This window comes from Streptococcus sp. CF8-6, from assembly GCF_024295845.1.
Taxonomy (GTDB): Bacteria; Bacillota; Bacilli; order Lactobacillales; family Streptococcaceae; genus Streptococcus; species Streptococcus oralis_BO.
Genome location: NZ_JANCOF010000001.1, coordinates 472,236 through 486,415, shown reverse-complemented (window position 1 = coordinate 486,415; position 14,180 = coordinate 472,236). Strand labels below are relative to the sequence as shown.

Annotated in this window: 11 protein-coding genes; 4 read left to right on the top strand and 7 right to left on the bottom strand. The window is 41.1% G+C overall.

Annotated features, from left to right (window positions below):
* Positions 1-101: 101 nt before the first annotated feature.
* Together mobV and NML69_RS02305 are read left to right on the top strand one after the other, a co-directional pair.
* Positions 102-1,343 carry a MobV family relaxase gene (gene mobV / locus NML69_RS02310; protein WP_254725194.1) on the top strand — a complete coding sequence of 414 codons (1,242 nt, stop codon included), beginning with the start codon at positions 102-104 and terminating at the stop codon, positions 1,341-1,343.
* A gap of 164 nt (positions 1,344-1,507) precedes the next feature.
* Positions 1,508-1,966, top strand: coding sequence for a hypothetical protein (locus NML69_RS02305; RefSeq protein WP_231077309.1), 459 nt, complete (start codon positions 1,508-1,510; stop codon positions 1,964-1,966).
* A 669-nt stretch (positions 1,967-2,635) separates the two neighbouring features.
* Here the strand turns inward: NML69_RS02305 and NML69_RS02300 are convergent.
* From NML69_RS02300 to NML69_RS02270, 7 genes are all read right to left on the bottom strand, one after another.
* Entirely contained in the window at positions 2,636-3,970 is a 1,335-nt protein-coding gene (locus NML69_RS02300; protein ID WP_254725193.1) for an Nramp family divalent metal transporter, read from the bottom strand.
* 213 nt (positions 3,971-4,183) lie between these two features.
* A complete protein-coding gene (carB, locus tag NML69_RS02295) occupies positions 4,184-7,360 on the bottom strand; it encodes a carbamoyl-phosphate synthase large subunit (protein ID WP_254725192.1) in 3,177 nt (1,058 codons plus the stop codon).
* A gap of 312 nt (positions 7,361-7,672) precedes the next feature.
* Positions 7,673-8,752 (bottom strand): carbamoyl phosphate synthase small subunit, encoded by a 1,080-nt coding sequence (locus NML69_RS02290; protein WP_000166848.1) that lies wholly within the window; start codon positions 8,750-8,752, stop codon positions 7,673-7,675.
* A 49-nt stretch (positions 8,753-8,801) separates the two neighbouring features.
* Positions 8,802-9,725, bottom strand: a complete 924-nt coding sequence (locus tag NML69_RS02285; RefSeq protein ID WP_254725191.1) for an aspartate carbamoyltransferase catalytic subunit — start codon at positions 9,723-9,725, stop codon at positions 8,802-8,804.
* Positions 9,726-9,743: 18 nt separating this feature from the next.
* Positions 9,744-10,265, bottom strand: coding sequence for a bifunctional pyr operon transcriptional regulator/uracil phosphoribosyltransferase PyrR (pyrR, locus tag NML69_RS02280; RefSeq protein ID WP_000850018.1), 522 nt, complete (start codon positions 10,263-10,265; stop codon positions 9,744-9,746).
* A 210-nt stretch (positions 10,266-10,475) separates the two neighbouring features.
* Positions 10,476-11,105, bottom strand: coding sequence for an endonuclease III (gene nth, locus NML69_RS02275; protein ID WP_000244435.1), 630 nt, complete (start codon positions 11,103-11,105; stop codon positions 10,476-10,478).
* The gene (locus NML69_RS02270; RefSeq protein ID WP_254725190.1) at positions 11,106-11,648 is read right to left on the bottom strand and encodes a DUF177 domain-containing protein; all 543 of its coding nucleotides are present in this window, start codon (positions 11,646-11,648) and stop codon (positions 11,106-11,108) included.
* 167 nt (positions 11,649-11,815) lie between these two features.
* Between NML69_RS02270 and NML69_RS02265 the strand changes: the two genes are divergently transcribed.
* Together NML69_RS02265 and NML69_RS02260 are read left to right on the top strand one after the other, a co-directional pair.
* The gene (locus tag NML69_RS02265; RefSeq protein WP_254725189.1) at positions 11,816-12,145 is read left to right on the top strand and encodes a helicase BlpT; all 330 of its coding nucleotides are present in this window, start codon (positions 11,816-11,818) and stop codon (positions 12,143-12,145) included.
* A 331-nt stretch (positions 12,146-12,476) separates the two neighbouring features.
* Entirely contained in the window at positions 12,477-14,036 is a 1,560-nt protein-coding gene (locus NML69_RS02260; protein WP_254725188.1) for an ATP-binding cassette domain-containing protein, read from the top strand.
* Positions 14,037-14,180: the final 144 nt, after the last annotated feature.

Sequence of the window (14,180 nt, the reverse complement as noted above, 5' to 3'; positions counted from 1 at the left end):
GATCCTTCAGGAAAAAATCTACCCTATGGGTCACTTAGTCCTGGTGGCAATCTTCCGCCACCAGCTCGGCGACCCTTTGAGCCGAGAAAGGAGAACAAGCTATGAGTTACGCAGTAGCTAGGATGCAAAAAATGAAATCTGGAAATCTTGGTGGTGCCTATCGTCACAATGAACGAATTTTTGAAAATCACTCGAACAAGGATATTGACCCAGAAAAAACTCACCTAAACTATGAATTAACCGACCGTGACCGCTCTATCCCATACGATAGGCAGATTAAACAATACATCAACGATAATAAAATTTCCAAACGTGCTCTACGTAAAGATGCCGTTTTGTGCAATGAATGGATTATTACATCAGATAAGGCATTTTTTGAAAATATGAGTCCAGATCAGATTAAGAATTTTTTTGAAACAGCAAAAAATTTCTTTGCTGAAAGATACGGTAATAGTAATATCGCTTATGCTATGGTACATCTTGACGAGAGTACGCCACATATGCACTTAGGACTTGTGCCTATGCAAAATGGCAAGTTAAGCTCTAAATCATTATTTGGCAGTCGTGACCAACTGAAAGAGATCCAGGAGGCATTTCCTAGATACCTGAACGAACATGGATATAATTTGCAACGTGGGGAGTCTGATAGCAAGAAGAAACACCTCGAAACAGCAGAATTTAAAGAAAAGCAACGCTTACTAGATGATACTGATAAAAAGATAGTTGATAAAGCCGAAAAACTAAAGCAACTAGAAAAACAGGAAAAGCAAGCTACTGAAAAAATCAAGCAACACGAAAAAGAGAAAGATGCTTTACTAGATGATATAGCTATTTTGGAGTCTATTCAACCTTTACAGATTGAAGAAATGAAAAAAGACAAATTAGTCAGACGTACATTTGACGGAAAACTAAAAATGGATAAAGCAACCTATGACAGACTCTTTCATACAGCCTCCCAAAATGCCCTAGATAATAATAGGCTAAGGCACGAAAACAGCAAACTTGAACATCAATTACAGCAATCACTTTCTAAACAGAATAACTTAGCTAAAGAACTGATGAAGAGTGATCATATATTGTCTGAAAATCGTACGCTAAAATCAGAAGTCGATAAACTAAAACACGCAAATAAAAAACTCAATGAAAGTATAAAACGATTAGGTGAGCAATTAAATGCCGTAAATAAAAAACTTGCACTTTGGCGCAAAACAGCAAGAAATTACATGCATCCTAAAGAATTCAGCAGAATGTTACATGTCATAAATCAAATACGTCCACCAAGAATAACCATTATGTCAGTCGCTCGAAGTGTTAAAAATATGATTGAAAAAAATATATTTTAAGCACTTTATGCCGTGAAAGTCTCTTGATAACAAGCTAGTCGACTTTAGACTAAAGTCAGTCGAGTCGTCAGGCTGAAAAGCTGACGACCGATTGCCAAAGGCTAAAAAAGACTAGGTTACTTGTTGTCAAGAGAACCATGGAATAAATGAACAAGGAGAAAAAGATGAACAATATTAACAAACCTTTAGTACACAAAATTAAACAACCCGGTACATTTTCCGGAAAAATATTACTGGGTTTCCTACAGTCAGTTTTTAAGGAAATCACTGGGAACTATATACCATCAGCCTATCCACTCAGCATTATTGAGCCTTATTTTACTTCAGATGAACAGGGAGAATCGTTTTGGTCAAATGCCCTGGCTATCAATGTTTTAGAAATTCGCCTCAAGGATAACTATAACATCCATCTAATACAAAAATCACCTTATATTCTTCTTGTTATTGAGGATATTGATAGCTTTAAAACTGGAGTTATTAAACTCTTTATTGACTTACTTGACCCTGAAAAAAAGTACCTGGTTTATCGTGATTTTATCAAAACATATCGCAATATGACTCCGATTGAAAAAATCGATTTTTTCAAAAAGAAGACCGTCGAGGGAATCGCAGCTAAAAAATAAGCTGTGGTTGACTATTTAGTGAGGAGGTAACGCTATGAGAAAAACACTATTTGGTTGGATGCTTGCATTTTCTGCATTACGCTTTCTTGATCGCTCAGTACGACAGTCAACTAAAGCGCTACGACGATTTTTAAGATAAATTATATTAGTTAATAAAAATTATTATTGACATTCTCTCTTATTTATCCTAAACTATAACTAAGGATAGGATGTTTGTCGGGTGACTGGTAACAGTTTGCTCAAAGGTACTTTTTTCAAGTACAGGTGAGGTACTGCCTTCAGCTTTAGGCTGTAAAGAACCCGTGCCACCACTGGTCCTATTTGTTTCACTCTTGGATTATATTCAAGAGTTTTTTCTTGCCAAAAAAAAATCTCAAACACCTGAGACATCTTTCTTTATTTTATAAGCTCCGAAACCTTAATTTTTGGTACCTTTTTGGTACCGTCTTGGTTTAACAATACGGTATATATATAATATTTTACAGCTATATCCCTTTTAGAAACGTTGATTTAATAAGGATTTAAACACTATAGAGTATATCTTTGTAAAATACGGTCTCAAATAATCAAAAAAAGAACAGTTACCACTGTTCTTTTTTTGTACTTCTTTTTCTACTACTTTCTATTTGTCAACCTTCACGCTGACACTATAATTGATTTCAAACGGGTTTAAAAAATATCGAAAAGAAGCTTGACATTGAGAATGGTTAAGATAATGGAAACTGCGTAACCTAGGATTGTATTCCACTTGGCATTGGTGAATTCTCCCATCAGTGACTTCTTAGAGGTCAGATAGATTAAGGGGAAAATTGAAAACGGAAGAGCGATTGACAGAAAGACCTGTGAATAGACCAATAACTGATCCAAAGTTTTTTCTTGATGTCCAAACAAGACGGCAACAATAATCACAGGAAGCAAGGCAAAAATACGGGTACCGATACGAATAATCCACTGAGGCAATTTCAGATGCAAGAAACCTTCCATGACAATCTGTCCTGTTAAAGTACCTGTAATGGTCGAATTTTGACCACTTGCTAAGAGGGCAAGGGCAAATAAAGTTGACAGAGTTGAGCTGGCTATCGCTCCTGCTATTGTCGAATCCTGTAAAGCATTGTACATTTGGGAGAATGCCGAAATTTCAGATGCATGACCAAAAAAGAGAGATGCCCCTAAAATAAGAAGCAAGGAATTGACAATAAAGGCTAGGGACAACTGAAGATTTGAATCCCAGGTCATAAAACGCACGGCTTTTCGAACATCCTTCTTATCTTTGTGATTGATTTTCCTTGTTTGCGATAATGATGAATGAAGATAGAGATTATGGGGCATGACTGTCGCTCCCACAATTCCTAGAGCCAAGGTCAATTGGCTTTCATGACCTGGCAATGGTGTTTCAAATAATGTCGGAGTCGGTAAATAACCACCCAAAATACCCTGAATACTTGGATTGGATAAGGCCACAAGATAGGTAAAGATGGCTAATATGCTTAAAATAAGGGTCGTAACAATGGCTTCAATTTTTTTGAAACCAAATTTCATCAACAACAACAAAAGAAATACATCTAAAACGGTTAAGAGGATAGCGACCATAATCGGTATTTTAAACAAAAGATTTAAGGCAATCGCTGAGCCTAAAACCTCGGCTAAGTCTGTTGCCATTAAAGCTAATTCTAAAATCACCCAAAGACAATAGCGGAGCCATTGGGGAGCATGATGAGCTGTTGCCTGAGCTAGGTCCATCTTAGTTACGATACCGAGCTTTCCAGCCATCTGTTGTAACTGCATAGCAATGATGGATGAAATCAAAATAACAAATAAGAGACTATATTTATAGGAAGCACCACCAACCACGCTGGTAATCCAGTTTCCAGGATCCATATAACCAACTGCTACAAGGGCTCCAGGTCCTAAAAATGCTTTTAGATTTTGCCAAAAATGATTGTTATTGGGAGTTTCAATAGATTGGTTGATCTCAGAAAGAGAGACTTTTTTGTAAGAAGACATCGGAATTTTACACTTTCTAATCTGTCTTTACTTTTTTTAATGGATTTTTTAAAAATATAATGAAAATAGTTTCCCATTTCCAATTCTCCCTTATTATATCACATTTTAGAATGATTCTTAAGGAAAGAATGATAGTTCAAATAAGCAGTATCTGTATTGCAAAAGCCAGCGGTAGAAAACGCTGGCTTTAAAACTGTGAAAATTCTTTCTCAACTAGATTGCTTCTGTGACAAAACTACGACTTTCTAGCACTTTGAGCATGGCATTAGCAGTATCTAGGGCTGTAAAGAGTGGCACGCCGTGTTCAATGGCTGAACGGCGAATTTGCTCACCATCTTCGTCAGCAGTTCGTTTGGTTCCGACAGTATTGATAATCGCTTGGATTTTTCCTTTGCGAACAAAGCTTGGGATATCCTGTTCATCGTCACCAATCTTACCAACAGGTTGAGCTTGAAGTCCATGACTAGCAAAGAAGGCTGCTGTCCCTTCTGTCGCGAGAATACCATAACCGATATTTTGGAAACGACGAGCCAAATCCAGGGCTTCATCTTTGGCATCATCAGCGATGGTAAAGACAACATTTCCAAAGGTTGGCAAGTGTAGGTAGGAAGCTTCAAAGGCCTTGTAGAGAGCTTTTTCCAAAGTAGTATCAGAACCCATAACTTCCCCTGTTGACTTCATTTCAGGCCCGAGCAAGCTATCTACCTTAGCTAGTTTCGTAAAGGAGAAGACAGGCGCCTTGATATGAACGCGAGTACTTTCTGGATAAAGTCCATCTTGGTAGCCAAGTTCTTCAAGACTTTGACCAAGAATTAGCTTAGTCGCTACCTGAGCCATAGGGATATTGGTTACCTTAGAAAGGAATGGCACCGTACGGCTGGCACGTGGATTGACCTCAATAACGTAGACTTTTTCATCCTTGATGACAAACTGGATGTTCATCATCCCAAGACAGTTAAGGCCAATTGCTAGACGTTTGGTGTAGTCTGCGATGGTTTCTTGCACCTTTTGCGACAAGGTTTGTGGTGGGTAAACGGCCATTGAGTCACCTGAGTGAACACCGGCACGTTCGATATGCTCCATGATACCAGGAATAAGGACATTTTCTCCGTCTGAAATGGCATCAACTTCGCACTCTTGCCCAACGATGTAATAGTCAACAAGAACTGGGTGGTCAGGACTAGCCTTAACAGCCGTACGCATGTAAGAGCGTAGGTCTTCCTCATTTTCAACGATTTCCATGGCGCGTCCACCCAAGACATAAGAAGGACGAACTAAGACTGGGAAACCAATCTTGCGAGCTGCCAGCACTGCTTCTTCTTCGTTGGTAGCTGTTTGTCCTGGTGGCTGCGGAATATCTAAATCTTTGAGGGCTTGCTCAAAGAGGTCGCGGTCTTCCGCACGGTCTAGGTCAGCAACTTGTGTACCAAGAATGGTCACTCCTGCTTTTGCCAAGGGCTCTGCAAGGTTGATAGCTGTTTGACCACCGAACTGAACGATGACGCCTTTTGGTTGCTCAAGGTCAATGACATTCATGACATCTTCAAACGTCAATGGTTCAAAGTAAAGCTTGTCAGACACAGAGAAGTCCGTTGAAACAGTCTCTGGGTTTGAGTTCATGATGATTGCTTCGTAGCCAGCAGCCTGAATCGCCTTAACAGAGTGAACGGTTGCGTAGTCAAACTCAACCCCTTGTCCGATACGGATTGGACCTGAACCTAAGACAAGCACAGATTCCTTATCAGACTTGATAGACTCATTTTCCCAACCATAGGTTGAATAGAAGTATGGTGTTTCAGAGTCAAATTCTGCCGCACAGGTATCGACCATCTTGTAGACTGGAACAATCTTGTTTTCCAAGCGAAGCTGGCGAACTTGGTCAGCTGTCGTTTTCCAGAGTTCAGCAATCTTACGGTCTGAGAAACCATTAAGTTTAGCTGTTTTTAAGACTTCTAGATCTTGTGGATGGGCACCCAATTCTTGCTCGATTTCAAAGATATGCAAGAGTTTATCCAGATAGAAGATATCAATCTTAGTCAATTCAGCAATTTCCTCTGGTGTGTAACCACGGCGAATGGCTTCTGACACGTAGAAGAGACGATCATCTTGGGCTTTCACAACCTTTTCAATCAAGGCATCATCAGAAACGGTTGCTAGTTCAGGCATTTCATTGTGGTGAACCCCAATTTCAAGAGAGCGACATGCCTTGAGAAGTGATTCCTCGATGTTACGACCAATGGCCATGACTTCTCCAGTCGCCTTCATCTGGGTACCAAGACGGCGCTCACCCTTTTCAAACTTGTCAAATGGAAAACGTGGAATCTTGGCAACGACATAGTCCAGGGCTGGTTCAAACATAGCGTAGGTTGAACCTGTAACTGGGTTGATAACCTCATCAAGGGTTAAACCGACGGCAATCTTGGCAGCCAATTTGGCAATCGGGTAACCCGTCGCCTTAGAAGCAAGGGCTGACGAACGTGATACACGGGGGTTTACTTCGATGACATAGTACTTGAAGCTGTGCGGATCAAGGGCTAGTTGAACATTACATCCACCTTCAATTTTGAGGGCACGAATAATGCTCAAGCTAGCGTCACGAAGCATTTGGTTTTCATAGTCTGACATGGTTTGGGCAGGGGCAAATACGATAGAATCCCCTGTATGAATCCCAACTGGGTCAAAGTTTTCCATGTTACAAACAACGAGGGCATTGTCAGCTGAGTCGCGCATGACTTCGTACTCGATTTCCTTGAAACCTGCAATCGAACGCTCAATCAAACATTGGGTAACAGGTGACAGTTTCAACCCATTTTCAGCGATTTCACGTAGTTCTTCTTCGTTGGCACACATACCACCACCAGTACCACCTAGTGTAAAGGCTGGACGGACAATGACTGGGTATCCAATTGTCGCTGCAAAGGCAACTGCTTCTTCTACTGTGTTGACAATTTCAGATTCAGGAATTGGTTGCTCAAGCTCTTCCATCAATTGTTTAAAGAGGTCACGGTCCTCTGCTTGGTCAATGGCAGACAATTTAGTTCCGAGAAGTTCTACTCCCAATTCATCTAGAATACCGTTTTTAGACAATTCCATGGCCATATTGAGCCCTGTTTGACCACCAAGAGTTGGAAGCAAGGCATCTGGACGTTCCTTACGAAGAATACGTGTCACAAACTCCAGTGTAATCGGTTCGATGTAGACCTTGTCCGCAATCTCCTTGTCCGTCATGATAGTCGCAGGGTTTGAGTTCACCAAGACAACCTCATAACCTTCCTCTTTCAAAGACAAGCAGGCCTGGGTCCCAGCATAGTCAAACTCAGCAGCCTGACCAATAATAATCGGACCAGAACCAATCACCATAATTTTTTGAATATCAGTACGTTTAGGCATTTATAAGATATTAAGGGCGTCAAGCGGACAAAGCTAAAATAGGAGTTATGACGAAGAACTATCAGTTCTAGGAATAACTATCTTTTTAGCACCGTCCGTAGCCCGTATTCAGTTCAGCAAATACGGACCACCCTTCTCCTTTCTATTCGGCAACTCTCTGGTTGCCATTAAATAAGATACAAAGGACGAATAGAAAGCGATTGAATTTTAGGAAACCAAGGAAGGATTGACAATCCAAGTTGGTTTCTCTAAATTCCGAGCTTTCCGTCCGTGTTCAGTTACATAAATTCTCCGACGAGCTTTTGCTCGTTCTTAATTTGATTGTTTAAAGGCTTCCATCATCTCAATAAACTCGTCAAATAGGTAGCTAGCGTCGTGTGGACCAGGAGCTGCGTCTGGGTGGAATTGTACAGAGAAACCTGGTTGGTATCTGTGGCGAACTCCTTCAACTGACTTGTCATTGATTTCTTCGTGGGTGATGATCAAGTGCTCTGGCAAATCCTCACGGCTGACTGCATAACCATGGTTCTGACTGGTAAAGTCTACGCGTCCTGTTGCAATTTCACGTACTGCGTGGTTAAATCCGCGGTGACCAAATTTCATCTTGTAGGTCTTAGCCCCATTTGCCATGGCAAAAAGTTGGTGTCCCATACAAATACCGAAAATTGGAATTTTTCCTTGCACACCACGAATCATGTCCAGTGCTTCTGGAACGTCTTCTGGGTTACCTGGACCATTTGACAACATAACTCCATCTGGATTTAGGTGGAGAATTTCTTCCGCTGTTGTTGAATACGGAACAACCGTAACGTTACAGTTACGCTTAGAAAGTTCACGTAGGATTGAGTGCTTGAGACCAAAGTCTACTAAGACCACACTCAAACCAACACCTGGAGCTGGATAGGAAGTTTTAGTAGAAACCTGCTTGATATTGTCTGTCGGCAAGACTGTTGCTTGGAGCTGGTCCGTCACATGGTCCATACTGTCTCCAACATGGGTCAAGGTTGCACGCATCGTACCATGCTTACGGATAATCTTGGTAAGTGCACGCGTATCAATCCCTGAGATACCTGGAATTTTCTTGGCTTTCAAAAATTCATCCAAGGTCATTTGGTTGCGCCAGTTGCTAGCTCGACGCGCCTCTTCGAAAACGACAACTCCCTTACAAGTTGGAATGATGGATTCATAATCATCACGGTTAATTCCATAATTTCCCACCAAAGGATAAGTGAAAGTCAAGATTTGTCCATTATAAGACTGGTCTGTAATGGATTCTTGGTAGCCGGTCATCCCTGTGTTAAAGACGATCTCACCTGTTACATCAATATCTGCTCCGAAGGCCTTGCCTTCAAAAACTGTGCCATCTTCTAATACTAGAAGTCTTTTTGTCATATTTTCACCTCTCGTGGACGCTCACTGGCGTCTTTTAACGTCTTGTGTTTTAGTTGGCGCTTCTACTCGCCAATACGGATTCTAAGATTGCCATTCGAACAAAGACACCATTGGTCATTTGTTGGACAATGCGTGATTTTGGTGCTTCAACCAAGTGGTCAGCAATTTCCACATCTCGATTCACTGGAGCAGGATGCATAATGATTGCTGTTTCTTTTAAGCGATTATAGCGTTCTTGGTTCAAACCGTGTTGAGCATGGTAGTCTTCTTTTGAAAAGACCGCTCCACTTTCGTGGCGTTCATGTTGAACTCGGAGTAACATCAAAACATCCACCTGATCAACAATCTCATCAATAGTTACAAACTGTCCATAGTCCGCAAACTCTTGACTTCTCCATTCCTCAGGTCCTGCAAAGTACAGTTCAGCTCCCAAGCGTTTCAAAATCTGCATATTGGATTTGGCAACGCGTGAGTGATCCAAGTCGCCTGCAATAGCAACCTTGAGACCCTCAAAGTGGCCAAATTCCTCATAAATAGTCATCAAATCAAGCAAGCTCTGACTAGGATGTTGACCTGAGCCATCACCACCATTGATAATGGAAGTCGTAATGGTTGGACTCGTAATCAATTCTTTGTAATAATCGACCTCTGGGTGGCGAATCACACAGACATCAACTCCTAGCGCAGACAAGGTTAGGATTGTGTCATACAGTGTCTCACCCTTGTTTACTGAGCTGGTCTTCACATCAAAGTCCAGTCGCTCCAGCCCTAGCTTAATCTCTGCCACTTCAAAGGACTTATGTGTCCGTGTAGAATCTTCAAAGAAGAGATTCGATACGATAGGTTTGTTCTCGTAGGGAAGTTGGGCTCCGTTTTTAAACTCGATACCTCGTTTAATCAATTTCATCACTTGATCGACAGTGAGGTCTTCCATGGACACCACATGGTTCAATGCTTGTTGATTTTCTGACATAGCTACTCCTTCAGCTTTCTAAGCTTCTTCAGTAATCAGAACTCTGTCTTGGCCATCAAGTTCTGTCATCTCTACGATGATTTCTTCAGAACGACTGGTTGGGATATTTTTCCCAACGTAATCTGGACGGATAGGCAATTCTCTATGTCCACGATCTACTAGCACCGCAAGACTCACGCGCGCAGGACGACCATGGCCGACAATGTTATCAATAGCGGCGCGGATGGTACGGCCTGTATAGAGTACATCATCCACCAAGATAACTTCACGGTCTGTCACATCAACAGAAATTAAAGAAGTATCTTCTCCGCTTTTGACATCATCACGGAAAGGCTTGGTGTCCAATTCCACAACAGGAACAGTGATATTTTCCAACTGCTCCAAGCGTTCTTTGATACGATGAGCAATGAAAACACCACGCGTCTTTATCCCAGCTAGGATAATTTTATTCAAATCTTTATTGCGCTCGATAATCTCATAAGTAATTCGCGTAATCGCTCGTTTGACAGTCAATTCGTCTACAACTTCTTTTGTCTTCATGACAAACCTCCAAAAAGAAAAGTCTCCTTCTACAAGGAGACTTGAAATGTATAGCCAAGCGAGCCCTACTATAAACAGTATAGACTTCACCCTTCTACTTTATCGCGCTCCTTGCCTGCCTCACGGGACAGGTTTAAAGGACTATTTAGTTACCACTTACTATAGCACAAAGCACCCTTAAAATCAAGCAAAAACTTTTTTAGAGTCCCCTTAAACATTACTAAAATCATACAGTTGGGGATAGTGGTCACATTCTGGATTTTTGGGATGGCAGATAGCTCGTCCAAAGTAAATCATGGCTTGGTGAGCTGCTAACCACTCTTCTGGTGGCAGAACATCCATGACACGTTTTTCTACTTCAAGTGGTGTAGCTGATTTTTTAACGATATCGTGATGTTTGCAAATACGCTCCACATGAGTATCGACTGCGAAGGCTGGGATTCCAAACCCCACACTCAATACTACATTTGCTGTTTTACGACCAACACCCGCTAGACTTTCTAATTCCTCTCGAGTCTGAGGAACTTGACCATCAAAATCATCTAGTAACTGTTGGGCACATTTTTTAAGAAATTTAGCTTTATTTCGATACAGTCCCAGGCGAGAAATGTGTGAAGCAATTTCACTTTCAGTCGCGACAGACATGGCTTGTGGTGTCGGAAAGGCAGCAAAGAGCCCTGGTGTGGCCTTATTTACCGCTGCATCTGTTGTCTGAGCTGACAACATCACTGCAACCAAGAGTTCAAAATGATTGGTAAAATCAAGACTAGGCTTAGCATCTGGAAAAAGGGCAATAATTTCCTCAATGACATGACGGGCACGTTTCTTGGATAAAACCATCTACTCGTCTCCATCAAACAGTCCTTGCAAGCCAGCAAATGGACTGTTTTCTTCTTTCTTGACTGCTTGTTGGGCTTGGTATTCATCTTCAGTCATGATTTGCCAGTCATTTCCTGACACAAAACCTTTGCCCGCCTCTTCTTCTGCCGTCAAGACCTTGATTGGAATATTGAGCAGAATATTATCTGCTACGCTCTCAGCAAGGTCGATTTCCCCATTTTCGATAGGCAAGACCAAGTCATCATCTAGAACTTCCTGGTCCAGTTGGTTGGTCGCTCCTTCCATGAAAACCTCTGTGACTGGATAAGACTCAGCCAACTCAACTGGCTCCATACTGCGACTGGAAGCAAGAACAATGGTATATGACAACTGATAGTCTAAGAAATACAGACGGTCTTCGTACTGGACCTTCCCCACTGCAAGGATATCTTTGACATCTAAAATTTCTTGATTTCGTTTATGCAAGTCTGCAACCAGGTCTAAAGCTTGTTCAAAATGCAGGCCTTCAGGTTGCTTACGAATTTCTTGAATGTTTAACTTCATATTTCCTCCATAAAGATGTACTCACTTGATTATACCATGAAAAGGCTATAAGTCAGCCTCCCAAACTTTGAGATTAAAATCTCATTTTTAACATATTTACTATGACAAACTTTCCTATTAGTGCTATACTATAGGCAAGAATACATCAGAGCAAGGAGGATACTCATATGGAAGACAAAGCGCTCATCACTGAAGCTTATCAACTCCTTTCCGAGTTAAATAAAAACTACCAAAGCTGCAAACAAGGTACAGTCGATGATCTTCGACTACAAGAACTACTAAATACTACTCTGCAAGAGCTTAAAAAAGCAGAAAAGCTGGACAACAGTATCTTAATCGACCTTGAGAAATTTTACCAACGTACCAGTCTTCTGATTGGACTGGGTAGTCTAAAACTGAATGATCAAGCTCGTATTGCTTGGCGCAACTATGACAAGTTCCACTACGAACATGTCAAACACGTATTGACTCTCTATGGACCTGTTTTTGGTTTTTAAAGCTTGAAATTACTTGTTTTCTATTGACAAAATTTCTTGAAAGGTATAGGATAGAGGTATTAATACCCGGAGGTAAGGGAGACATGAACAACTAAGTCGATCAAATAAAGAATCTTTATTTAGTAGATCTTGTTTTTGTCTCTTTTTTGTGTGCTCTTTTTATACTAGATTTTCTAGTATCTTATCCTCATTGAAAATCAAAAAACTAGAAAGCTATGCTCTTCTTGGGTTGGGTTAGGCAGCTTCAAGCTAGTTTGACGAGCTTTTCAACGAGGAGAATAGAGTTTTGACAGTGACTTTGGCTCTACTAGGTAAAGTAGAGCTTTTTATTATGCACTATGGACATTCTAGAAAGGGCAAGAATATGATAAAAATCAACCATCTAACTATCACGCAAAACAAAGATCTACGAGATCTTGTATCTGACCTAACCATGACTATCCAAGACGGGGAAAAGGTTGCTATTATTGGTGAAGAAGGAAATGGTAAATCGACTTTACTACGAGCTTTAATGGGGGAAGCATTACCTGATTTCACTATCAAGGGCGACATCCAGTCTAGCTATCAGTCACTGGCCTACATTCCTCAAAAACTCCCCGAGATTCTGAAAAATAGGACTCTACATGACTACTTCTTTTTCGATTCTGCTGATTTAGACTACAGCATTCTTTATCGTTTGGCAGAGGAATTGCACTTTGATAGCGACCGTTTTGCTAGCGACCAAGAGATTGGCAGTCTATCAAGGGGCGAAGCTTTGAAAATTCAGCTCATCCACGAGTTAGCAAAAACCTTTGAGGTTCTATTTTTAGATGAACCTTCAAATGACCTAGACCTTGAGACGGTTGATTGGCTAAAAAGACAGATTCAAAAGATTAGGCAAACTGTTATTTTCATTTCCCATGATGAAGACTTTCTTTCTCAAACGGCAGATACTATTGTCCACTTGCGACTGGTCAAGCACCGGAAAGAAGCGGAAACGCTAGTCGAGCATTTAGACTATGATCGCTATAGTGAGCAGAGAAAGGCTAGTTTTGCCAGACAAAGTCAGCAAGCTGCTAACGACCAGAGAACCTATGACAAAACCATGGAAAAACATCGCCGAGTTAAGCAAAATGTAGAAACTGCCTTACGTAACACTAAAAATGATGTTGCCGGTCGCCTATTGGCTAAAAAGATGAAAACTATTCTCTCTCAAGAAAAACGCTTTGAAAAGGAAGCTCAGTCCATGATCCAAAAGCCACTTGAAGAAGAACAAATCCAACTTTTCTTTTCAGACGTCCAACCTTTACCAGCTTCTAAAGTCTTAATCCAACTGGAAAAGGAAAACTTGTACATTGGCCAGCGCGTTTTAGCTCAGGAGTTACAACTAACGGTCCGTGGCCAAGAAAAAATCGGTATCATCGGGCCAAATGGTATTGGGAAATCAACTCTGTTAGCCAAGTTACAGCAACTATTAAGCGAAAAAAGAGAGATTTCCCTTGGTTATATGCCACAAGATTACCATAAAAAACTGCAATTGGAGCTATCTCCAGTAGCCTACCTCAATCACACTGGACAAAAAGAGGAACTACAGAAAATCCAATCTCACCTAGCCAGTCTCAATTTCAGTTACCCAGAGATGCACCACCAAATCCGCTCCCTATCTGGCGGGCAACAAGGTAAACTCCTACTTTTGGATTTAGTGTTGCGCAAACCAAACTTCCTCCTTCTGGATGAGCCTACACGTAATTTTTCTCCCACTTCTCAACCTGAAATCAGAAAACTATTTGGCTCCTATCCCGGCGGTCTGATCACTGTTTCACATGACAGACGCTTCTTAAAAGAGGTCTGTACGAGTATCTATCGTTTGACAGAAAATGGTTTGGAAGTCGTCGATTTACAAGACTTATAAATGTTGAACATAGCAAAAATCCAGAGACACTTCTCTGGATTTTTTTACATACGCCTTTCTTAAGATCATTGATATAAAGAGCGCTGCTGGCATCGTCGATCTGACAGATTATGGACTGGCTTTTGTTTCAATTGTATAAGCTAG

Coding starts and splice junctions, on each gene's coding strand:
- mobV (WP_254725194.1), top strand. CDS start 102: ATGAGTTACGCAGTAGCTAGGATGCAAAAAATGAAATCTGGAAATCTT.
- NML69_RS02305 (WP_231077309.1), top strand. CDS start 1,508: ATGAACAATATTAACAAACCTTTAGTACACAAAATTAAACAACCCGGT.
- NML69_RS02300 (WP_254725193.1), bottom strand. CDS start 3,970: ATGTCTTCTTACAAAAAAGTCTCTCTTTCTGAGATCAACCAATCTATT.
- carB (WP_254725192.1), bottom strand. CDS start 7,360: ATGCCTAAACGTACTGATATTCAAAAAATTATGGTGATTGGTTCTGGT.
- NML69_RS02290 (WP_000166848.1), bottom strand. CDS start 8,752: ATGACAAAAAGACTTCTAGTATTAGAAGATGGCACAGTTTTTGAAGGC.
- NML69_RS02285 (WP_254725191.1), bottom strand. CDS start 9,725: ATGTCAGAAAATCAACAAGCATTGAACCATGTGGTGTCCATGGAAGAC.
- pyrR (WP_000850018.1), bottom strand. CDS start 10,265: ATGAAGACAAAAGAAGTTGTAGACGAATTGACTGTCAAACGAGCGATT.
- nth (WP_000244435.1), bottom strand. CDS start 11,105: ATGGTTTTATCCAAGAAACGTGCCCGTCATGTCATTGAGGAAATTATT.
- NML69_RS02270 (WP_254725190.1), bottom strand. CDS start 11,648: ATGAAGTTAAACATTCAAGAAATTCGTAAGCAACCTGAAGGCCTGCAT.
- NML69_RS02265 (WP_254725189.1), top strand. CDS start 11,816: ATGGAAGACAAAGCGCTCATCACTGAAGCTTATCAACTCCTTTCCGAG.
- NML69_RS02260 (WP_254725188.1), top strand. CDS start 12,477: ATGCACTATGGACATTCTAGAAAGGGCAAGAATATGATAAAAATCAAC.